Raw genomic sequence first — 24,335 nt, forward strand, 5'->3', positions numbered from 1 at the left:
TTAGTATTCTTAATTTAATTCGTTTGGCTCATACAGCTTAAAATTTCACGAGCTGTTCACTGTACATTTTACGATATACTTTCGGTAGGCCAGGTCTTAACTTTCAACGTTATAGTTTATTCTTTCACGACTTATTGCTCTTGGTTTCGTCATGCCGAACTTGATTCGGTATCTCATTGAGTGAGAAAAATATTTTATGTATGTAAAAGAGTCTTATCAGTATAATAAGATTATGAAACCAGTTTAGAATAACGTGGAGTAATCAACATATAATTTAGTGTGTCAATTTAAATTTCCTACACTATTGTTACTACATGTATTGCTTCTTTTTAAGTTTGTTTATGCCTTATTTTAATTATTGATTTTTAGTGTTTTAATGTGTTTTTTGGCATGTGATATTTATCTGAAACATGATGAATGTCATAGTTTTTTAGGCTCTTTTTTTCTACCTTAATACTAGTTAAAAAGGAATATTCACCATTAAAATATATCATCATGAAAGCTAAAAAAAATCCAAAATTAGAGATAGGGAGAAATAGCAGTATATATTTTGCTATTGGGTTAAACATCATGTTATTGTTTACTTGGAAGGCCCTAGAATTTAGAACTTTTGAAACTGAAACAGCTCCTGTCGAAATTCTCGATATGGCACCTCAATATGAAGAAGACATTCCAATTACAAAAATTAGTACACCATTGCCACCACCTCCAGTTGCAGTTAATCAATCTATTGAAGTTGTAGAATCTACAGCCGATATTGAAGAAACAGCTATTGAAAGTACAGAATCTTCTCAAGAAGATGCTATTGCAGCACCAGAACCTGTTGTTGCTGTAGATGATGTAAAGGTCGATGAAGTTGAAGAAGATGTTGAAGTTCCTTTTGCTGTGATAGAAAATATACCCGTATTTCCTGGTTGTGAAGGATTAGATAAACAGGCTTCTAAAGCATGTTTTCAAACTAAAATGAATGAACATATTAAAACACATTTTCATTACCCACAAGATGCTTTAGATTTAGGAGTACAAGGTCGTGTGTCTGTCATGTTTATTATAGATGAAAAAGGTTACATAACCGGTATAAAATCTAGAGGTCCAGATAAAACCTTAGAAAAAGAAGCAGAGCGTATTGTAAGTTTATTACCAAGAATGAAACCAGGAACACAAAGAGGTAGTCCTGTAAAAGTATCTTATGCAGTTCCTATCTTCTTTAAATATAAAGCAGCGTTGTAGTTTTTTACATGTGGTGATATTACGTTGCTCTTAATACGCTGTATTCATTGGAATACAGCGTATTTTTTTTTATTAAAATTATATATTGTTTTCTATATAAATGATTAATAAATTATATTACAATTTCAGTCCTTAGATGTGATTCGTGTAAAATTTATCAAGATATGTTAGAATGTTAATTTAAACCTAAAATTAAAATAGGAATTCATATATTTACCGTGTAATAGTACTTGTCTCATGTTTAAAAATTCAATTTCTTTCGATATTTCAGAACGGAAGATTTTATTACGTCTTATGGATATCTGCATCGTTTTAGGTGTATTGTATGCTTTAAGTTCCTATTTCTATTTTGATTATTTCACGATTTCAAATGAAAATTGGTCTTGGATTATCGTCTTGATTGTCTACATTTCTATTTTTGGAACTGTTTTTGAAATTTACGATCTCCAAAAGTCTAGTACCTTTCAATCTACGTTACCCAATGTTTTTATGACTGCTTTGGTAGTTGTCACTTTTTATTTGATGACACCTTATTTTACGCCTTTCCTTCCTGAAAAGCGTGTGCAAATCGTATTTTTCTTTCTTGGTATTTTAGGAGGTATTTTATTTTGGCGTGCCTTATATATAACATTTATTTCTACACCACGCTTTTATAAGCATGCATTATTAGTAGGAGAACCACAAAATATAGATGAAATAGTAACGTCCTTAAAAGCTGTAGATCCTAATTATAATATTGTTGGATTTATTAATTGTGAACCTGAAAATAAGTTAAAACCAAAGACTGTAGAGTCTTATGTTGCAGCAGATCTTAGTCGTGTGATATCAGAACATAAGGTGTCTGAAATATTAGTAGCGACCTATGATTCTGAATTAATTACAACAGAACTCTATCAGGAGTTAATGAATTTACTTGAACAAGGGTTTGCCATTAAAGAATATACACAGGCTTTTGAGGAAATGACTTCTAGAGTACCTGTACATTATTTAGGTAAAGATTTTTATAAATATTTTCCGTTTAATAGAAATAATCAGAACAAATTATATTTACTACAACGTTGGTTGTTTGATATTGGTTTTGGCTTAATTTGCTGCGTTGTTTGTTTGTTATTTTTACCTTTTGTTTTACTGGGTAACCTTATTGGTAATCGCGGGCCGTTGTTTTATAAGCAAGAACGTGTAGGTTTACACGGAAAACTATTTTCTATTATTAAATTCAGAACTATGGTAGTAGATGCTGAAAAAAATGGAGCCGTTTGGGCGTCTAAAAATGATGCTAGAATTACAGCATTTGGGAAATTTTTACGACTGACTCGAATAGATGAGATTCCGCAATGTTTAAATGTTTTAAAAGGTGAAATGAGTCTTATAGGGCCAAGACCAGAACGTCCTAAGTTTGTTAAAGAATTGGCTGAGGTTATTCCGTTTTATGAAGCGAGACATATGGTTAAGCCTGGTATTACAGGTTGGGCACAGGTAAAAGTCCGTTATGGAGATTCTGTGTCTGATAGTCTTATGAAATTACAATACGATTTGTTTTATATTAAACGACGTAGTTTCTTTTTGGATTTAAATATACTTGTTAAAACAGTTACTGCTGTGGTGTTCTTTAGAGGACAGTAGTGAATTGTATGCTAATTATTCTTTTAATTTTAGTGTTTCTTCTTCTTCTTCTTAGTTTCGTCATACCAAACTTGTTTTGGTATCCCATTGAGTGAGGCATCGGTTTTGTGTATGTTGATGGTCTTATCTCTCTGTTCATTTTGTCTTGATACAAAACGAACCAAAAAATCAAATGAATTTATAGGTCATTGCTAAAGCACCACGCACTTTCGATACTTCATGCTTATTGCTGAGCAATGCAGTTCCGTATCTTCGTTTGTTATGACTGAAAATTCATGGCTTGCTATCGTGATTTGTTTTATATATGTTATTTATAGTTTTATTCTCTTAAATATAATTTAGCTCATACAGTTTAAAATTTTACGAGTTGTTCACTGCACATTTTACGATATACTTTCGGTAGGCCGGAGTCGTAAACTTTAATTTTATTTTTTCATGACTTATTGCTCTTAGTTTCGTCATGCCAAACTTGTTTTGGTATCCCATTGAGTGAGGCATCGGTTTTGTGTATGTTGATGGTCTTATCTTTCTGTTCATTTTGTCTTGATACAGATCCTTCGACTTCGCTCAGGATAAACCAAGCCAAAAAATCAAATGAATTTATAGGTCATTGCTAAAGCACCACGCACTTTCGATACTTCATGCTTATTGCTGTGCAATGCAGTTCCGTATCTTCGTTTGTTATGACTGAAAATTCATGGCTTGCTTTCAATGTTTGTTTTTTATAACTAATTATTCTTGGTTTCGTCATACCAAACTTGTTTTGGTATCCCATTGAGTGAGAGGTTTTATATATGTTGAAGGTATTGTCTTTCTGTTCATTGCTAAAAAAACGAACCAAAAAAATCTAGGCTTACGAAAGTATTTCTAAATGTTATGTTCCAACTCTAAATTTAAAGAACTCGCTTATGTGTTTTTTGTTCTAATTATGATATGTGTTTATATAAAAATTAGTATTCTTAATTTAATTCGTTTCGCTCATACAGCTTAAAATTTCACGAGTTGTTCACTGCACATTTTATGATGTACTTTCGGTAGGCCGGAATATTAAACTTTATTGTTCTCTGTTCATTTTGTCTTGATACAAAACGAACCAAAAAATCAAATGAATTTATAGGTCATTGCTAAAGCACCACGCACTATCGAATCTACATGCTTATTACTGCGTAATGCATTTCCGCTTCTTCGTTTGTTATGACTGAAAATTCATGGCTTGCTATCGTGATTTATTTTTTATAACTAATTATTCTTGGTTTCGTCATACCAAACTTGTTTTGGTATCACATTGAGTGAGACAGATATTTTGTGTGTATTGAAGTGCTAGCTTTCTATAATGAGATTTTGAAACCAGTTTATAATGACGTCGAGTAATCAACATATAATTTAGTTTATCAATTTAAACTTGTTTTAGATTCTTCGTTTGTTAAGAGAGAAGATTTAATACTTTTCTATCGTGATTTGTTTTTAACTTTTACAACATAATAAAGGCTACCAATTGGCAGCCTTCATTTTTATATTGAAAATATCTTATTTAAGATTATTCACGAATGTGACCATCCCCAAAAATATAATATTTATTAGTTACTAATTCATTCAGTCCTAGTGGGCCTCTGTGGTGTAATTTATCTGTACTAATAGCTAGTTCTGCACCAACTCCCATAGATCCTCCGTCGGTGAAACGGGTAGAGGCATTTTGATATACTGCTGCACAGTCTACATCTTCCATAAACTGAATGGCATGCTCGCGACTAGTCGTCATAATTGTTGCTGAATGTCCGCCAGAATACGTGTTTATTTTATCTATAGCGTCTTCTAAAGTACCTACAGTACCAATACAACATTTTAAAGCAAGAAATTCTTCACGCCAAACCTCATCATTCGGAATTAAAGGTTCGTCTTTAAGTATATTCTGTGTTTCAGCATCTACTAAAATCGAAACACTTTTCTCTTTTAATACAGCTTCTAAGTCTTTTAATTTGGCTTCGTAATCTGGGACGTCTTTCTGAATTAGAATTTTATCCAAAGCATTACAAGCCGAAATTTTTGCAGTTTTAGCGTTTAAAATCACTTTTTTTGTTTTCTCCCAATCTGCAGTTTTATCTACAAAAAGAAAGTTGTTTCCTCGTCCGCTAACCAAAACAGCACAACGTGCATGTTCTTTTACAAACTGAATTAAACGTTCTCCTCCACGAGGAACGATTAAGTCTAATTGTTCTGTAGGATTTTTAAGGAAATCCTGAGTTTCTTGTCGGTTTAACGTTAATAACTGAATATAGCTACTGTCTAAACCATTTTCATTTAGGGCTTTATGCCAAAAATGGACTAATACTTTGTTACTATAAATGGCTTCTTTACCACCTTTTAATAATATTTTGTTATTGGCTTTAAAGGCTAATACAGCAGCTTCTATGGTTACATCTGGTCGTGATTCGTAAATAATCATGATGGTTCCAAAAGGGGCTGTTTTATTGGTTATTTCTAAACCGTCTTCTAATACACGGTGCGAAATTGTTTTTCCAATCGGGTCGTCTTGAGACATGACTTCTTTAACAGAGGTAATCATGCCATCTATCTTTTTGTCATCTACGATTAATCGATCGTACATGGCTTGGTCGTCTTTACTAAATGCTTCTAAATCTTTCTTATTCGCGCTTAAAAGCTCTGCTCTATTCTCATCCAATAATTGAATCATGGATTGTAAAACATTGTTTTTTAAGTCGGTCTTTAATAATTTCATCTGTGTTTTTTAAATTTCTACTTTTGTTCCTACAGCTTTACCGTCAATAATATCTAAGATGGTATTTTCGCTTTTTCCGTTGGCTATAATCGTAGGAATGTTTTTTCTAGCTGATTGTTTGGCGTAGTTTAGTTTAGATAACATACCACCTCGGCCTTCAGCTTCACCTTTTTTAGTGTCGCTAATAAAGTGATTTATATTTTCGTTAATTCCAACTTCTTCAACTAAAGAAGAATCTTCTGAATTTGGGTTTCCGTCGTATAAACCATCAATATCTGTTAAGATAATTAATTTGTCGGCATCAATCATTTCAGCAATTAAACAAGCTAACTCATCATTGTCCGAAAACATGGCGTGCGATAAGGAAACGGTATCATCTTCATTCGCAATCGGAATAACGCCTTCTGATAATAAGTTTTCGTAACAGTTTTTCATATTACGACGGTGTTCACCAGGGTCAAAATCATTTTTAGTTGGTAAAACCTGAGCACATTTCATACCATAATCATGAAAAATATTATAGTATAAACGCATCATTCTTGGTTGTCCGATAGCAGAATACACTTGTCTTCTGGAGGCTTTATCCTTAATGTCTGTGTGTCCTAAAACTTCCATTCCTGCAATTACAGAACCAGAAGATACAAGTACAGTAATAATATCTCGCTCGTAAAGTTCTGCGATTTGCGCGACTAAACGATCCAGTACAGGTCTTACAATTCTGTTGTCTCTATTTGTCATTACGTTGGTTCCAACTTTAATGACAATACGTTGTTTGTATTTCTTATTTGTCTTTTCCAAGTTCTATAGCTCTATTAAAGGCAGCAAAAGCAGCCTCTTTTATTAATTCATTTACATTATTATTATCCATGCTATCTATAGCAGCACGTGTTGTTCCGCCTTTAGAGGCTACACGTTCAATCCAATCGTTTGGAGAAATGTTATCTTGATTAAATAAGTCTATTGCTCCAGTGAAGGTTTGAGTGACTAATGTTTTTGAGTTTTCTTCCGAAAATCCCATTTGTAATGCTGCTTCCATCATGCTTTGCATGAAGTAGAATACGTAAGCAGGACCGCTTCCTGATATTCCTGTAGATGCATCTATAAAGTTTTCGTTACTTACTTGTATAGATTTTCCTGTAGTATTTAATAAGTTTTCAATGGTTAAAAGTTCTTCTTTAGAGACCCCTTCTGAAGCTGTGTAAGATGTTAAACCTTTTCCTACTTTAGCAGGTAAGTTTGGCATAGTACGAACCACTTTATCTAATTTTAAAGCTGTTTTTATATGGTTTATAGTAACTCCAGCCATTAAAGAGACTACAATTTGTTCTTTAGTGACTAAAGGCAATATTTTGCTAAATAAATCGTCTGCATGGTATGGTTTTACCGCTAAAAAAATTAAATCTGCTTGAGGGATACAATCTTTAGGATCTTTGAAGGCTTCGAAATGTGGGATTTTATTTAAACTCTCGATTTTCTCATCGGTGTTTTCTAAAATCATGATTTTTTTATCCTTAAGAAGCTTAGATTTAGACATCGCTTCGGCATAGGTTAAACCCATATTTCCCGCTCCAATTACTAATAGTTTCATTATGTTATTTTTATGATTAAAATTAATGATAGGGGTAAACTAGTAAAATATATGAATTATCAAAATCTGAGTAATTTAATGCCTTTTTTGAGGCGTTTTTTATGTTATTAAAAGTGTTTTGCTAGTTTTTTTGTGAATTTTGTAATAGGTCGTCTTTATAGTTGGTATAGATAAACTCTATGTTAAAGTGTTGAAATAGAGCCTTTTTTAAACCTTTTTTTAATGCTTAAATAAGGCTTTCTAATAACTTGTTTTTGATTGAAATAAAGATGTAAAAAAATGTTTGTCTTTTATTTATAAAAGGAAGCATATTCTGTTTTTATAAATAAATTGATTTAAGACTGAAGTATGAATATGCAGTGCTTTTTTATACTATAAATTGTTTTTAGTCGCATTATATAAATTTTCAGTAAATACTTTAGCACCTTTGTTGTTTAAATGACCACAATTATAAAATAACTCATCATTATAATTTTTAGATAAATCAATTAGCTCAGGAATTTTTTCTTTTAATTTAGTTATGTAATCTAAGTTTTGTGTTTTACTAGAATACGGAGAAATAAATAGAGTTAATTTTATTTTATTGTTTTTACAAAGATCAATTATTTCATTGAGTATGATGTTATTTTTACTGATACTTGTTGGTAAGCTTAGGTTAGAATGTAGAAGTTTATTTCCATACTTTGGAGTAAATCCTATTTTGGGGTCTACACGTGGTTTTTTATTCATAAGAGAAAAGAAAAGTTCTCTAAACCCAATTTTAGGATCGTTTATTGCGTATCTATAAAAAGGAATATATTTTAATTTTTGATAATTACTAAAATATTTTTGAAGATGTTTATTTATAATTTTATTTTTAAAAAAAGGCATTGCTTCAGATGTTGAAATGTTTGAAGGTTTTTCATTTTCAAAATTAGAATCAATTTGTAAAAACAGATTAGAAATTTTATTTTTTTGCGATAAAAGTAATTTAAGTTGCAATAAATTATCATTTAAGCCTGCACCTTCTGCACCTAAATTGATTGTCTTTTTATTAGACAGACTATTGAATAATTTAGTATCTACATGATTGGCAACCCTTGATGATCCAATAAATACAATATCAAAATTTTGATTTGTTGTATTAAGAATATATTGTAGCTTATTTCTAGGGTTAGAATTTAAATATATCTGAGTATAAACATAATCAGAAATGTATAATAGCCCTATAAATAGGATAGAAAGAAATATTATATATTTAATAAATTTTTTCATTCGAATTTAAAATTGAAAGTATATAAAATCAGCGACTTTAGAATATACACCAAATGTTACCAAGCCTAACAGAGTTAGAACTATTTTAATATTAATCCATTTGCCAAAAAAAGGATGTTCTTTTTCTCTTGAATTCCATTCAATAATTATAAATAAAGATATTAAGACCATTAATTCTGGAGTATAGCGCTCTGTAGCTAAATATTGTATACCTCCTTTAAAATTGAATGAGAATAAATTTTTGATGTATTCTAAACCATTAGAAACAGTATTTATTCTGAAAAAAATCCATCCAATGAGAATTAATAAAAAAGTAAAGGACATTGATAATAACTCTTTAAAACTAGGGAAAATTTTACCAGAAGAAACAGTATCAAGGTTTTTTCGATTTTTCTTAGTTAAGAATAATGGGATAAAGTAAATAGCATTTAAAATTCCCCAAATGATAAATGTCCAATTAGCCCCATGCCAAAAACCACTAACTAAAAATATTATAAAAATATTTCTAAAACTTAAAATTTTAGATACTTTACTTCCTCCTAATGGAATGTATAAATAGTCTCTAAACCAGGTAGACAAAGAAATGTGCCATCTTCTCCAAAATTCAGCAATATCTCTAGAAAAATATGGATATCTAAAATTTGTCATCAAATTAAAACCAAATAATTTAGATGTCCCAATTGCAATATCAGAATAACCACTAAAATCTCCATAGATTTGAAAAGCAAAATAGATGGCTCCTAAAAGTAAACTGATAGAATTCATGTTTTGATAATTTGAGAAAATTTCATCAACATATATAGCACAAGAATCTGCTATTACTACTTTTTTAAATAATCCCCATAATATTAAATGAACACCATTTATTGCTTTATCACTGTTAAAAGTTCTTTTATTGTAAAATTGGGGCAATAAATTAGTAGCTCTTTCTATAGGTCCAGCAACTAATTGAGGAAAGAAACTTACAAATGCAGTAAACGCTATTAAATCATTTGTAGGTGTTAGCCTTTTTTTATAAACATCAATTGTATAGCTTAGAGTTTGAAAAGTGTAGAAACTAATTCCTACAGGTAAAATAATGTTTAAAGAGTTAAGTTTCAATTCCGATCCAAAAAATGTAAAGGCAGTAATAAAGTTATCAATAAAGAAATTGTAATATTTAAAGAATCCTAGAAAACCAATATTTATTAGAATGCTTGTCCATAGTAAAAGTTTTCTTTTTTTTAGATTATTCTCTGTTCCTAATTTTTTACCGATAGAAAAATCTATAAGTGTACTAAATAATATTAATGATAAAAATTTCCAATCCCACCAACCATAAAATATATAACTAGCAATAACTATTAATAAATTTTGTTGTTTTAAATTTTTATTAACAATAAACCAATAAAGTATAAAAATTAAAGGTAAGAATATAGCAAAATCTATAGAGTTAAAAAGCATGAAAAAAGATAAACTTAATTATTATTAATATGTTTGCTAAAGTATATAAAAACAGATAATAATTTATCTTGATTGTAATATATATAACTTTATTTTTTCATGCATATCGATATGATAATTGGTTAAATATTAAATATTAATATCAATCTGTTTTTTTTAAAAGGTTTAGCTTGAACAGCTAAACCTTTTATTTTTTTAATGAATCTATTTAATTTTCGCCCATTAAATTTCCATATCTGTGGTAATTATAAGAAATACTTTGCTCTGTTAAGTAGTTAAGTAATTCAAAACGACCATTAATATTAGGGGTTCTGTCATATAAATGAACATGATTTTTATGTAGCATAACTTTAAAAGTATCTGTTACTGTATTTGTAATGGATCTGAAACATGTATTGAAGTTTATAGCTGATTCTAATGCTGTCCAATCATCAATTTTAACCAAAACATCATCAAATGTCCAATCTATATTTTCAGTTGTAATAAATTCTACTTTAGTTTTCAAAACAGAACAGGCAGTTGAAACCATTTCTATGTGCTCTTTTAATGTATCTTTTCCTACCAATACCATAACTTTTTCAGATTTTAGATATCTGCACGTATTATGTTGTCCTCTAATTTTAGAGTAATCTATTTCTTTATTAAAATGCCCTAGATAACTACGCATATAATTATCTTCAATTTTACTAATATCAATATCTTGAGATTCTAAGTTCAAGAACTGACGTACGTAATTAACGCCTCCTGCTTTCATTCCAAAACCATAACAAGATGCCTTCATACCTCCAAAGGGTTGGCGTTGTACAATAGCTCCGGTAGTACCACGGTTTATATATAAGTTACCTGCTTTAATGTGGTTTTTCCAATAATTAATTTCTTCTGGAGCCAGTGATTCTATACCGCTAGTTAAACCGTATTTTACATTATTAACTTTTTCTATCGCATCATATAATCCTTCAGATTGCATAACAAAAAGAATGGGACCAAATAATTCATTTTTATAACCATAATCATCAGTAGTAATACCCCATTTAACGCCTGGTTTTAATAAATAATCGCCAGTAAGCTCTGGTTTAACTAACCAATCTTCATCTTTTGTGTTATCTATTACGTGTTTAATGCGTTCGTTAATAGGAACAGCTAAAGGCCCTATTTGAGTGTGAAAATCCCAAGGTTTTCCATAAATACGACTTTCTACAGCATCTTTTAAAAGGGTTTTAAAATGAATATCATCAAATACTTCTTTTTCTAAAATTAGTAGCGATGTTGCCGAACATTTTTGCCCCGTATTTCCAAAGGCAGATTGCACTACGTTTTTTATAGCCTGATCTCTATCTGATAAAGCACTAACAATTATAGCATTTTTTCCTCCAGTTTCTGCAAACAGATTTAAATCTGGATTTCTGTTTAGTAAAAATTGAGCAGTATCTGTACCTCCCGTAAGTATAACAGCATCGAACACGTTATCTTTCGTTAAATAAGCGTCAAGGTTAGATTCTTGTGTTGGTAAAAAAGAAAACGCATCTTTAGGAACTCCAGCTTCCCATAAACATTGACTAATTAAATACGCACAAGCAGCAGCATTTTGAGAAGGTTTTAAAATAACTCTTTTACCCGCAGCAAGAGATGCTAGAACACCACCAATTGGAATAGCGATAGGGAAATTCCATGGCGATAATACAAGGTTTATTCCTGAACACACATAAGCGGTTCGTTCTTCTTCAATATCAAGAATATTCTGTGCATAGAAATTAGCAAAATCTATGGCTTCGGAAACTTCAACATCAACTTCTGGTACTGTTTTTCCTAATTCTTCAACGGCAACACCAATTAAATCACCTCGACGTTGTTCCATTAAAACACCAGCAGTTCTTAAAATAGCAGCTTTATCGGCAGTAGGCATTTCGTACCAAGCAGAAGAAGCTTCTATGGTTTGTTTATAATCATCTGCATCTGCAAGTTCGTATTTCCAAGGTAATTCACCATTCCAGTTATTTTGGCTTACAATTTCGCGCGTTTTTATAGGTAAATTTCCAACGACCTGAATGAGATCTCCAACAATTTCAGTGGGTTTTGCCCAACGTGCCTTTACATTTTTAATCCATTTTCGGTTTGCTTCAACTGTCCAATCTGTATCTGGTACATTTTCAAATTGTCTCTGTAATTTAATTTCTTGATTAGCTCTATTTTGAATTCGATTAGGCGTTGTTTTTACAAAATCCATTTTAGCTACAGATTCTAAGAAAAGCTGTTTTAACTCGTGCCATTTATCAGAATTAATATCTAAATTGTAACCTTCTCTTAAAAAATTTCCAGCTTGTGTACCTTCATCAAGTCTTCTAACTAAATAAGCAATGGCATTGTTATAATCTTTTCTTTTAACTATTGGAGTGTATAATACAACGCTATGGCCTCGACTAACAATTTCCATAACCGTACCATGCGCAACACCTTCAAGCATTTCAAAATCTACAGTGCCTTTAATATCTTCACTATCCACTAAATTAATAGCAAACGCTAGATCAAAAATATTATGAGACGCAATACCCACGTTTAAAGCGTGCGATTTATCCTTTCTTAAAAGTTGGCTAACTATTCTTTTATAATTGGCATCTGTTTCAAGTTTAGAAGAATATGTTGCTAATGGCCATTCGCGCATAGACGCTTCTGTAAGTTCCATTTCTAAATTTGCACCTTTTACAATTCTTACTTTAACAGGAGAACCTCCATTTGCAACACGTTGCACGGCCCAATCTTGGAGTTTACAAATTTCATTAAATGCATCTGGTAAATATGCTTGTATAACAATACCAGTTCTTAATGTTTTAAATTCTGGTAATTCTAATGTTTTCTTGAATGTATCGAGTGTAATTGTTAAATCTCGATACTCTTCCATATCTAAATTTATAAATTTTTGTTTCCCTGTTTCTTTTTCAATTTTTAAAACCTCTCTATAAAGAATAGATAGTTTTTCTACTAAAATATCGACAACAGCTTCGTAAGCTATAGATTCTATTTGAGAATATATTGTAGAGGCTTTAACAGAAATATAATCTACATTTTTTTCGTTTAGAAGATTACAATAAGATTCTATTCTTTTTTCGGCTTCATCTTCACCAATTAAAGCTTCTCCAATAAGGTTTACATTCAGTTGTATATGTTGTTCTTTTCTTTTTTGGTAATGGTCTTTGTATTTTTTATCCCCTAAGAAAAACACAATAGGGCTTGTTACGTCTTGTACTTGGCGTAACATTAATGGCACACTAATAGATGGTAATTTATACCCAATAATATTAAATAAACGCACTAAACCGCGTTCTTGAGTGCTAAATAAATCTTCGTAAGCATCTGAGCTTTTAAAAAGACTATGTACAAACGTCCCTATCCTGGCATAATTTTTACTTCTAAAAGCAATATCTAATAGTTTGATTAAGAAAATTTTACCTTCTGCAGATTTAATAATAGCACCTAAGCGTTTTGCAAAAGGATTGGTTGGTGCTTTTCGTCTAGGCTTCTGTAACTCTTTTGCTGTTTGAAGGACCTGATCGATTTGTTTACTTGAAAGTTTAAAACCCATGTATATTATTGTTTTGGAAAAATGAAATTAGGAAAAAAACGAGACTTAATAACAAAAAATTGTAGTCTTAATTTTTGCAATTGAAAAATGATACTAAAAACTTGATAATTGAAGTTGAAAAGAAGATTTTGGTTCTTTGTTTAAGTTTCAGATTTTCAGATAGGAAGTTCGATTTTATTAACTTTCATGCAGAGACACTCTAATTACTTTGCTATTTTTAAAATAAATATCTAACACATCTGGATCGATATTAAAGAACCCAGGCGTAAAACCAAGGTTATACCCAATGTGATTGTCGTTATATACATAAAAATCTGTACCTAATAAGTCCGAAACTTCTGCTTTAGATTTTCCTATAAGTATGTTACTTTCAATAATATCTTTAGACATTTTGTAACGTTCTTCAGTATTCGTTTCCCAATGCAATTTGCTAAATTCATGTGTAGGATAATAAGAAGCTAATGCCATCCATAGAAATATTACACCAATATATAATAGCGGACTTAAAATAAAAGTAGGAAATAAAGCCATGTATTTCTGGTTTTTACGCGTACCTATATTTAGTTTATTTAATCCCCATTTAGAGATGAAAAAACAAGGAATGACTAGAATAAGTACGAATATGAGACTCATTTGTTATTGATTTTTTACTGCTTTAAAATATGTAAAATTCTATTGCTCTTTTTGTTTTATTATTAGAAAATTAAGGCGCTTAAAAATAGTTTAAATTAAAATGACTAGTTTTGTATTCTAATGAAAAGTATTTTCCACAACATATTATCTGTTTCTATGGCCATTGTAGTCTTGTTATCTACAGTGTCTTTTAGCTTAGATATGCATTATTGTGGCGATACTTTGGTAGATGTGGCTTTAAATACCAATGCAACAACTTGTGGTATGGATAGTATGCAGAGTTTGTCTTCAAAATCATCAATTACTAAAAAAGGATGTTGTACAGACCATAAAGTGGTTGTAAACGGACAAGATGAATTGAATACATCTCCGAATCAATTGTCTGTAGATCATCAATTATTTTTAACTTCATTTGTATACGTTTATCATTCTTTATTCGAAACGTTACCAAAACAAATTACTCCATTCCAGGAGTATCATCCGCCTATACTCGTCTCCGATATTCAATTGGATTGCGAGATTTTCTTAATCTGATTTTTTAAACAATAAAACACTGTTTTAACCATGAGTTAGAACAAAACTGCCTTGTGCGGTTCATTTTTCTATGTTTAATTGTTTATATATATATCATGCTGAATAAAAGCATAAAATTTTTAATAGAACATAAGTTTGTTGCTGTTTTAATGCTTGCCCTTTTTGTGGGGTGGGGAACGGTAAATTCACCTTTTGGTTGGCATACTGGGATTTTACCTAGCGATCCGGTGTCTGTAGATGCGATTCCTGATATTGGAGAAAATCAGCAAATTATCTTTACAAAATGGGACGGGCGTTCACCTCAAGATATTGAAGACCAAATTACGTATCCGCTTACCACAACCTTATTGGGCATTCCTGGTGTAAAAACTATTAGGAGTTCTTCCATGTTTGGCGTGTCTAGTATTTATATCATTTTTGAAGAAGACATTGAGTTTTATTGGAGTAGGAGTCGTATTCTTGAAAAACTAAACGCTTTACCAAGCAATTTATTACCTGCCGATGCAAAACCCGCTTTAGGTCCAGATGCTACCGGTTTGGGACAAATATTTTGGTACACTTTAGAGGGGCGTGATCAGGATGGTAATGTTACTGGAGGTTGGGATTTACAAGAATTACGTAGTATTCAAGATTATTTTGTGAAATATGGCTTGTCTTCTGCAAGTGGTGTTTCTGAAGTTGCTTCTATTGGTGGTTACGTTCAGGAATATCAAATAGATGTGAATCCAGAATTGATGAAGCAATATCAAATTTCACTTCAAAATGTGGTAAAAGCCATAAAAAGCTCTAATCAAGATATTGGTGCGCAAACCCTAGAAATTAATCAAGCTGAATATTTAGTAAGAGGTTTGGGGTATATTAAATCTATAGCCGATTTAGAGAATGCTGTAGTAACATCTACAAATTTTAAATCTATTCGTATAAAAGATATCGCTCATGTTGTTTTAGGGCCAGAAGCAAGACGTGGCATTCTCGATAAAGAAGGAGCCGAGGTTGTTGGAGGTGTTGTTGTGGCTAGATATGGTGCAAATCCCATGGAAGTGATTACCAATGTGAAGGAGAAAATTGCAGAAATGCATAAGGGTTTACCTTCAAAAGTATTAGCAGATGGCACTGTGTCCCAGCTTACTGTTGTACCGTTTTACGACAGAACTGTGCTTATAAAAGAAACCTTAAATACGCTAGATGAAGCCTTAACTTTAGAGGTTTTAATTACCATTTTAGTTATTGTTGTTATGGTATTTAATTTAAGAGCTTCTATTTTAATTTCTAGCTTATTACCTGTTGCTGTTTTAATGGTGTTTATTGCCATGAAATTTTTCGATGTTAGTGCTAATATTGTAGCGTTATCGGGTATTGCAATTGCTATTGGGACTATGGTAGATGTCGGGATTATTTTAGCCGAAAATATTATAAGACATCTCGATGAATACGATGATAATGCACCTATTAATGAAGTGGTTTATAATGCGACTACCGAAGTTTCAGGGGCAATACTCACAGCGGTTGCTACAACCATTATCAGTTTTATTCCTGTATTTACTATGGTTGGTGCAGAAGGGAAATTGTTTACACCTTTAGCTTTTACAAAAACCATGGCATTAGTAGCATCTGTTATTGTGGCTTTGTTTTTAATTCCGCCGTTTGCTGCATTTTTATTCAGAAAAAGAATCCTTAAAACCCAATTCAAGATTGTTATAAATAGCATTTTAATAGGAATAGGATTTTGGGCAGTTTTTAGCGGTTATACCATAGGCGTATTACTGGTTGCTTTTGGTGTTTTAGGATTTTTAAAACTAAAATTTAATTGGTCCGAAACTCGTGTAAATACTATTAATAGTATTCTTGTAGCGGTTTCAATTGTCTTTTTGTTAGCAGAATATTGGAGACCTTTGGGTGTTTCAAAAAGTGTATTGGTTAATCTTATTTTTGTATTTGTTATTTGCTTTGGTGTACTCGGTTTTTTCTTCGTTTTTAAACGTTATTACTCACAAATATTAGGTTGGGCTTTAGCAAACAAACTCTTGTTTTTATTAATTCCAACAACCATAGTGGTTCTTGGTTTTTTAATTATGAGAACTACAGGAAAAGAATTCATGCCTTCTTTAAATGAAGGTTCATTTTTACTTATGCCAACATCTATGCCTCATGCGGGAGTTTCCGAAAATAAACGTGTGCTTCAGCAGTTAGATATGGCTGTGGCAAGTATTCCAGAAGTAGAAACAGTGGTTGGTAAAGCTGGTAGAACAGCATCTGCTTTAGATCCTGCACCGTTGTCTATGTATGAAAATATGATTCAATATAAACCTGAGTATATGTTGAATGCTGAAGGGAAACGTCAAAGATATCAAGTGGATATAGACGGTTTTTTTATACTAAAAGATGGCCGTTTGGTACAAAATATAAATGCGGTCTATTCAGATGAAGCCATAAAAGATTCTAAAGCGATTTTATCAACTAAAATTAAAGTTTCAGCAGATCAATTAACAGCAGACGAGGATGGTGAATTCTATAGAAACTGGCGACCAGAAATTACATCGGCCAACGATATTTGGAATAAAATTATTTCTAAAACGAATCTTCCAGGTGTCACTTCTGCACCAAAATTACAGCCTATAGAAACTAGATTGGTCATGTTACAAACAGGAATGCGTGCACCAATAGGCATAAAAATTAAAGGTCAAGATTTAAAACAAATTGAAGCTTTTGGAAAAGCGCTAGAACCTATTCTTAAAAGCGCTAAAGGAGTAAAGAAAGAAGCTGTGTTTGCAGACCGTATTGTTGGAAAACCATATTTACTAATCGATATAGATCGTGAAAAATTAGCGCGTTATGGGGTTTCTATAGAAACGGTGCAAAACGAATTAAAAGTTGCTGTTGGTGGTATGGTTTTAACCCAAACAGTTCAAGGTCGGGAACGTTACGGTGTACGCGTGCGTTATCCTAGAGAATTACGTTCTAGTCCAGACGATTTAAATGGGATTTATATTCCTGTTGCAGAAGGAAATCCTGTGCCTTTAAGTGAATTGGCCACCATTCGTTACGAGCAAGGTCCGCAGGTTATTAAGAGTGAAGATACTTTTTTAGTAGGGTATGTTTTGTTCGATAAATTAGATGGTTTTGCTGAGGTTAATGTGGTAGAAAATGCTCAACAATTAATACAAGATCAAATAGATAATGGCAAATTAAACGTGCCAAAAGGGATTACCTATCAATTTACAGGAACGTACGAAAATCAGTTACGTGCAGAGCAAACATTACGTGTCGTTGTACCTCTGGCTTTAGCTATTATTTTCTTGATTTTATACTTTCAGTTTAAATCGGTGTCTACGTCTTTAATGGTGTTTACAGGCATTTCTGTAGCATTTGCGGGTGGATTTATCATGATGTGGTTATATGGTCAAAATTGGTTTCTTAATTTTAATGTGTTTGGAGAGAATTTAAGAGATTTATTTCAAATGCATCCCATACATTTAAGTGTTGCCGTTTGGGTTGGTTTTATCGCGTTGTTTGGTATTGCCACAGACGATGGAGTGGTTATGGCAACCTATTTAACGCAAACTTTTAATACTGAAAAGCCACAAACTATTAAGTGTATTCGCGAGGCTGCAATTCGCGCAGCAGAGAAACGTATTCGTCCGTGTTTAATGACAACGGCAACTACCATTTTGGCGCTTTTGCCTGTGTTAACTTCTACAGGACGAGGAAGCGATATTATGATTCCGATGTCTATTCCCGCATTTGGAGGGATGATTATAGATATTACCTCTTATTTTATCGTTCCCGTATTATACAGCTGGAAACAAGAATATATCATTAAAAGAAATCAAACTAAAATTGAATAAAACACATGAAAAAGTATAAAAAACAACTTCTAAAAATTTATGTGATAACCTTTTGTGTTTTAGGGTGTTTAGAAAGCTTAAAAGCACAAGATTTAGGACAATTAATTGAAATGGGCTTACAACAAAATACAGGTGTAAAACAAGCCGATTTACAATACAAATTGGCATCAGAAAAAGTAAATGAAGTACAGGTTATTCCGAATACAGAGTTTAGTGTTGGCTATTTTGCAACTGCGTTGGAAACACGTACAGGTGCACAAAAAATGAAAGCTTCTGTTGTACAAATGTTGCCTTGGTTTGGATCTATTACTGCTCGGGAAAATTATGCCGCGTCTCTTGCCGACGCGCAATACGAAAGTATAGCCATTGCCCAACGTAAATTGGTAATGGATTTGTCTCAAAATTATTATGAATTGTGGTCAAATATTTCACAACAACGGGTTTTGCAAGAGCAACTCGAAATTTTGAAACGTTATGAAATTTTAGCTTTAACAAGTATAGAGGTTGGGCAAGCTTCTGCTGTAGATGTTTTAAAATTACAAATGCGAGAGAATGATATTTTAGAAGATATAGCGATTTTAAAACAAGACTATTTAGCAGTTCAATCTCAAATTAATTTAGATTTAAATCGCGATAAATCTAATCCCATTATAGTAAAACCTGACTTAGAAATGCCAACTGATGAGGTGTTAGAATTAGATGAAATCACTAATTTGCATCCTGAATTATTACAGTATGATAAATTGTATGAATCTGTAGAACAATCCGACTTACTAAATCAGAAAGAGCGTGCACCTATGATTGGTTTCGGATTGGATTATATCGCTATTGAAGAACGTCAAGATTTAGAGATAGTACATAGTGGGGATGATATTTTTGTACCTATGGTTTCGGTGTCTATTCCCATATTTAACTCTAAATATAAATCTAAAAGTGTTCAGAATAAAATTCAAAAGGAAGCGTATAAATTACAGAAACAAGATAAAAAAAATAGTTTAACGGGAATTTTAGATGTAGCGGTAAAACAAAGAAATTCTGCTCAGATTAGTTTTGTAACACAGACTAAAAATTTAGAACAAGCAAAGAATGCGCAAGATATTTTATTGAAAAGTTATGAAACGGGTATGATTGATTTTGATGATGTTCTAGACATAGAAACGCTTCAATTGAAGTATGAAATTAACCGAATAGCTTCAATAAAATCATATTATAAACAACAAACAGTAATAAATTATTTAACACAGTAAATTAAATCAAAACAGCTTTTAAATTATGAAAAATGTAAAAAAAATAATGAGTATAACGGTATTAGGAATTGCTTTGTTTTCTGTAATCTCATGTAAAAATGAACCTAAAAAAGTAGAAAAACAAGAAGTTGCAGCGGCCGATATAAAACAATCAAATCCAGAATTTAAAGACACCATTGTAGCGGCAACATTTCAGCATTACTTACATTTAAAAACGGCTTTAGTAAAAACCGATGCTGTAGATGCTAAAAAGGGAGCAGAAATGATTGCCAATACTACAGAAAATCCAGAAATTAAAGCTTTGGCAACTCAAATTGCTTCAGAATCTGATATCGAGAAGCAACGTAAACTGTTTTCTGATTTAACAACAGTATTAAAACCAATTCTAGTTACTAGTTTGTCTTCTGGAGAAATTTACGAGCAAAATTGTCCGATGGCATTAAATGGAGGTGCAAATTGGTTTGCTATAGAAAAACAGATTAATAACCCTTATTACGGAGACCAAATGTTGCATTGCGGATTAGTGCAAGAGACTTTGAAATTGTAGGTGTATTTTAAAATTATTAGCCTAGCGGTATCCTGAACGTGTTTTAGGGACTTATTATGTAATTTATTTGAACATTTAATACACAGAAATAGAACTAATGGAACAACATCTTTATATAAAAAATATGGTTTGCGATAGATGTAAAGCATCTGTAAATCAGTTATTGGTAAGCATGAATGTGCCTGTGTATGCATTAAGTTTAGGCGATGTTATTGTAGAGCAAATGGATAATGAAACTCACGTTGCTTTAAAAGATAAGCTGAAACAAACGGGGTTTGAATTGATTGAAAGTGAAGACGATGTGCTTATTGAGCAAATAAAAACGATAATTATTGAAAATTTAGAGGATGAAGACTCTCCAATTTTAAAAGTATCTGAGTTATTGACAGGGAAAATTCCGAAAGATTATTCTGTACTAAGTAAGTTGTTTAGTAAACGTATGGGAATAACGATTGAGAAATATGTGATTCAGCTAAAAATAGAAAAGGTTAAGGAGTTTCTGCAATTGGGACAATTACAATTTTCTGAAATAGCAGATTGTTTAAGTTATACAAGTAGTAGTCATTTGGCAAATCAGTTTAAGTCTGTCACAGGAATGTCTATGAGCGATTATAAATCGTTACAACAATGGGACAGAAAAACCATTGACAAAATTATATAAGTATAGTCCATAATAATGCAATTGGAGTTGGTGATTAAGCGGTAATTTTACAGTCAATAAAAAAGATAATGAAACATATATATAGTATATCAGGTATGACGTGTAACGGTTGTCGTGGTCATGTAGAAAAGATTTTAAGCGCCATTGAAGGTGTTTTAAAAGCTTCGGTAGATTTAGAAAAATCTGAAGCGACTATTGAAATGGAACAAGCTATTTCGTTGGAGACATTTCAGCAAGCTTTAAAAGCCGATGGCGATAGATATAGTATAGAAAATCCCGATCAACAAAAGGAGAATGACAAAAGAGTAGCATCTACATGTTGTTCCAAAAAAGAAACTTCAAAATTAATATCTCATACATTTCATGTTCACGGCATGACGTGTAATGGCTGTCGTGGTCATGTAGAAAAGATTCTAAGCGAGGTTGAAGGTGTTTTAAAAGCTTCGGTAGATTTAGAAAAATCTAAAGCGACTATTGAAATGGAACATGCTATTTCGTTAGAGACATTTCAGGAAGCTTTAAAAGCCGATGGCGATAGATATAGTATAGAAAATCCCGATCAACAAAAGGAGAATGATAAAAGAGTAGCATCTACATGTTGCTCTAAAAAAGAAACTTCGAAATTAATATCTCATACATTTCATGTTCACGGCATGACGTGTAATGGCTGTCGTGGTCATGTAGAAAAGATTTTAAGCGAGGTTGAAGGTGTTTTAAAAGCTTCGGTAGATTTAGAAAAATCTAAAGCGACTATTGAAATGGAACATGCTATTTCGTTAGAGACATTTCAGGAAGCTTTAAAAGCCGATGGCGATAGATATAGTATAGAAAATCCCGATCAACAAAAGGAGAATGATAAAAGAGTAGCATCTACATGTTGCTCTAAAAAAGAAACTTCGAAATTAATATCTCATACATTTCATGTTCACGGCATGACGTGTAATGGCTGTCGTGGTCATGTAGAAAAGATTTTAAGCGCCATTGAAGGTGTTTTAAAAGCTTCGGTAGATTTAGAAAAATCTGAAGCGACTATAGAAATGAAACAAGCTATTTCGTTAGAGAAATTTCAGCAAGCTTTAAAAGCAGACGGAGACACATATACTATTCATCCGTTAGGCGTAAAAGAACACGAATTGCCTAGAAAAAAAGTAAAAGATACAGGTGCCGGAACGTATTATTGTCCCATGCATTGCGAAGGCGAAAAGACGTATGATGCACATGGAGATTGTCCTGTTTGTGGTATGGATTTGGTGAAGGAGCAGAGTTTAAAAGCTGCAAAAACGGAATATACATGTCCGATGCACCCAGAAATTATTGAAAATAAACCTGGAGATTGTCCTATTTGTGGGATGGATTTAGTACCAATAAAACCAGAAGCTTCTGCAGAAGAATTGGCATATCAGAAATTACTAAAAAAACTAAAAATAGCAACCGCATTTAGTATTCCTATTTTTATAATAGCGATGTCTGATATGATTTCAGGCAACCCGCTATATCATATTATGCCTTTAAAATATTGGAATTGGGTGCAGTTTACATTGTCTATTCCAGTTGTGTTTTATGCAACGTGGATGTTTTTTGAGCGTGCTTATAAAAGTGTAAAAACTTGGAATCTAAACATGTTTACTCTAATAGGTATAGGCGCGGGAATTGCTTGGTTGTTTAGTGTGTTTGGATTACTGTTTCCAGATGTAATTCCAGATCAATTTAAAACAGGTTCCGGTACTGTACATGTGTATTTTGAAGCCGCAGCAGTCATTTTAACTTTAGTGTTAATGGGGCAAGTTTTAGAAGCGAGAGCACATAATAAAACGAATGATGCCGTTAAAGCACTCTTGAAATTAGCACCTAATGAAGCCACTCGTGTTGAAAAAGGAAAAGAAGAAGTTGTTTCTATAGATGATATTATTTTAGGTGATTTATTACGTGTTAAACCAGGAGATAAAATTCCAGTAGATGGTGTTGTTTATGAAGGAGAGAGTAGCGTAGATGAATCTATGATTACAGGAGAACCTATTCCAATTCGAAAAACGGAAGGCGATGCTGTAAGTGCAGGAACGATTAATGGGAAACAGTCTTTTATTATGACTGCCAAAAAAGTTGGAGCAGATACTTTATTATCTCAAATTATCGAGATGGTAAATACCGCAAGTAGAAGCCAAGCACCAATTCAAAAATTGGCCGATAAAATTTCAGGATATTTTGTGCCTGTTGTTGTCGGAATTTCTATTCTAACATTTGTTTTATGGGTAATTTTTGGTCCAGATCCTAAATATGCGTTTGCCTTTGTAAATGCGATTGCAGTATTGATTATTGCGTGTCCGTGCGCGTTAGGTTTAGCAACTCCAATGTCGGTTATGGTTGGCGTTGGTAAAGGTGCACAAAATGGTGTGCTTATTAAAAATGCAGAGGCTTTAGAACATATGAATACTGTAGATGTCTTAATTATAGATAAAACAGGAACGATTACAGAAGGAAAACCTTCGGTAGAAAAAATAGAAGGTATTTCTACTAGCATAGACGAAAATACAATGCTTCAGTATATTGTATCGATTAATACATTAAGTGAGCATCCGTTAGCAGAAGCAACTGTAAAATATGGAAAAGAGAAGGATGTAAGTCTTTTAAAAGTGAGTGATTTTAATGCTGTTTCAGGAAAAGGAGTTACCGGAATTGTAGACGGTAAACATTTAGCTTTAGGAAATGTTAAAATGATGGCAGAAGCAAACGTTTCTATTTCTAAAACTTTAGAAGAATCTGCTTTAAGAGATCAAAAGAAAGGAAAAACAGTATCATTTTTATCAGTCAATAATGTTGCTGTTGGTCTTATTGTTATTGCAGATAAAATAAAATCGACAAGTAAAAAAGCCATTAAAACCTTACAGGATTCTGGTTTAGATGTGGTGATGCTTTCTGGAGATAATCAGGAAACAGCACGTGCTGTAGCTCAAGAATTAGGAATAAAACATTTTAAAGGCGGAATGTTGCCTCAAGATAAATTAAGTGAAGTAGAACGTTACCAAAACGAAGGTAAAATAGTGGCTATGGCTGGAGATGGTGTAAACGATGCACCGGCGTTGGCAAAAAGTAATGTGGGTATTGCTATGGGAACAGGAACAGATGTTGCTATAGAAAGTGCCGCAATAACATTGGTAAAAGGCGATTTACACGGTATTGTAAAAGCTAGAAAACTAAGTGAAAATGTAATGAAAAATATAAAACAGAACTTGTTTTTTGCTTTAATCTATAATTCTGTTGGAGTGCCAATTGCTGCAGGTATTTTATATCCCATTTTCGGACTATTATTATCGCCAATGATTGCGGCTTTAGCAATGAGCTTTAGTTCGGTTTCGGTTATAGCAAATGCATTACGATTACGTACAAGACGTATTGATTAATTACAATTGAATTTTATA

The 24,335-nt window shown here is 32.2% G+C and carries 15 protein-coding genes; 8 read left to right on the forward strand and 7 right to left on the reverse strand.

All coding sequences use genetic code 11. The features are described from left to right. Nucleotides 1-495: 495 nt before the first annotated feature. Together GQR95_RS10205 and GQR95_RS10210 are read left to right on the forward strand one after the other, a co-directional pair. The gene (locus GQR95_RS10205) at nt 496-1,230 is read left to right on the forward strand and encodes an energy transducer TonB (RefSeq protein WP_159023068.1); all 735 of its coding nucleotides are present in this window, start codon (nt 496-498) and stop codon (nt 1,228-1,230) included. Nucleotides 1,231-1,467: 237 nt separating this feature from the next. Continuing rightward, nucleotides 1,468-2,853, forward strand: a complete 1,386-nt coding sequence (locus GQR95_RS10210) for a sugar transferase (protein ID WP_159023069.1) — start codon at nt 1,468-1,470, stop codon at nt 2,851-2,853. Nucleotides 2,854-4,390: 1,537 nt separating this feature from the next. Here the strand turns inward: GQR95_RS10210 and GQR95_RS10215 are convergent. The 7 genes from GQR95_RS10215 to GQR95_RS10245 form a co-directional block, all read right to left on the reverse strand. Next, nucleotides 4,391-5,590: a glutamate-5-semialdehyde dehydrogenase gene (locus GQR95_RS10215; RefSeq protein ID WP_159023070.1), complete on the reverse strand. Its 1,200-nt coding sequence runs from the start codon at nt 5,588-5,590 to the stop codon at nt 4,391-4,393. Nucleotides 5,591-5,599: 9 nt separating this feature from the next. Further along, nucleotides 5,600-6,328 (reverse strand): glutamate 5-kinase, encoded by a 729-nt coding sequence (gene proB, locus GQR95_RS10220; protein ID WP_159024281.1) that lies wholly within the window; start codon nt 6,326-6,328, stop codon nt 5,600-5,602. 43 nt (nt 6,329-6,371) lie between these two features. Further along, the gene (gene proC / locus GQR95_RS10225) at nt 6,372-7,178 is read right to left on the reverse strand and encodes a pyrroline-5-carboxylate reductase (RefSeq protein WP_159023071.1); all 807 of its coding nucleotides are present in this window, start codon (nt 7,176-7,178) and stop codon (nt 6,372-6,374) included. Between the two features lie 372 nt (nt 7,179-7,550). Then, a complete protein-coding gene (locus GQR95_RS10230; protein WP_159023072.1) occupies nt 7,551-8,432 on the reverse strand; it encodes a hypothetical protein in 882 nt (293 codons plus the stop codon). Between the two features lie 6 nt (nt 8,433-8,438). Continuing rightward, a complete protein-coding gene (locus tag GQR95_RS10235; protein ID WP_159023073.1) occupies nt 8,439-9,875 on the reverse strand; it encodes an MBOAT family protein in 1,437 nt (478 codons plus the stop codon). A 208-nt stretch (nt 9,876-10,083) separates the two neighbouring features. Continuing rightward, nucleotides 10,084-13,452, reverse strand: a complete 3,369-nt coding sequence (locus GQR95_RS10240; RefSeq protein WP_159023074.1) for a bifunctional proline dehydrogenase/L-glutamate gamma-semialdehyde dehydrogenase — start codon at nt 13,450-13,452, stop codon at nt 10,084-10,086. A gap of 177 nt (nt 13,453-13,629) precedes the next feature. Next, nucleotides 13,630-14,085 (reverse strand): hypothetical protein, encoded by a 456-nt coding sequence (locus tag GQR95_RS10245; RefSeq protein ID WP_159023075.1) that lies wholly within the window; start codon nt 14,083-14,085, stop codon nt 13,630-13,632. A gap of 120 nt (nt 14,086-14,205) precedes the next feature. Between GQR95_RS10245 and GQR95_RS10250 the strand changes: the two genes are divergently transcribed. The 6 genes from GQR95_RS10250 to GQR95_RS10275 all read left to right on the forward strand — a co-directional run bounded on the left by GQR95_RS10250 (nt 14,206) and on the right by GQR95_RS10275 (nt 24,317). Next, nucleotides 14,206-14,619 (forward strand): hypothetical protein, encoded by a 414-nt coding sequence (locus tag GQR95_RS10250; RefSeq protein ID WP_159023076.1) that lies wholly within the window; start codon nt 14,206-14,208, stop codon nt 14,617-14,619. 95 nt (nt 14,620-14,714) lie between these two features. Beyond that, a complete protein-coding gene (locus tag GQR95_RS10255; protein WP_159023077.1) occupies nt 14,715-18,464 on the forward strand; it encodes an efflux RND transporter permease subunit in 3,750 nt (1,249 codons plus the stop codon). Between the two features lie 5 nt (nt 18,465-18,469). Further along, a complete protein-coding gene (locus tag GQR95_RS10260) occupies nt 18,470-19,711 on the forward strand; it encodes a TolC family protein (protein ID WP_159023078.1) in 1,242 nt (413 codons plus the stop codon). 25 nt (nt 19,712-19,736) lie between these two features. After that, the gene (locus GQR95_RS10265) at nt 19,737-20,258 is read left to right on the forward strand and encodes a DUF3347 domain-containing protein (protein ID WP_159023079.1); all 522 of its coding nucleotides are present in this window, start codon (nt 19,737-19,739) and stop codon (nt 20,256-20,258) included. Between the two features lie 97 nt (nt 20,259-20,355). Next, nucleotides 20,356-20,919 carry an AraC family transcriptional regulator gene (locus GQR95_RS10270; protein ID WP_159023080.1) on the forward strand — a complete coding sequence of 188 codons (564 nt, stop codon included), beginning with the start codon at nt 20,356-20,358 and terminating at the stop codon, nt 20,917-20,919. A gap of 65 nt (nt 20,920-20,984) precedes the next feature. Then, nucleotides 20,985-24,317, forward strand: coding sequence for a heavy metal translocating P-type ATPase (locus GQR95_RS10275; protein ID WP_370514550.1), 3,333 nt, complete (start codon nt 20,985-20,987; stop codon nt 24,315-24,317). The last annotated feature ends 18 nt before the right edge of the window (nt 24,318-24,335 follow it).

Origin of the sequence: Formosa sp. L2A11, from assembly GCF_009796865.1 — a bacterium.
Taxonomy (GTDB): Bacteria; Bacteroidota; Bacteroidia; order Flavobacteriales; family Flavobacteriaceae; genus Formosa.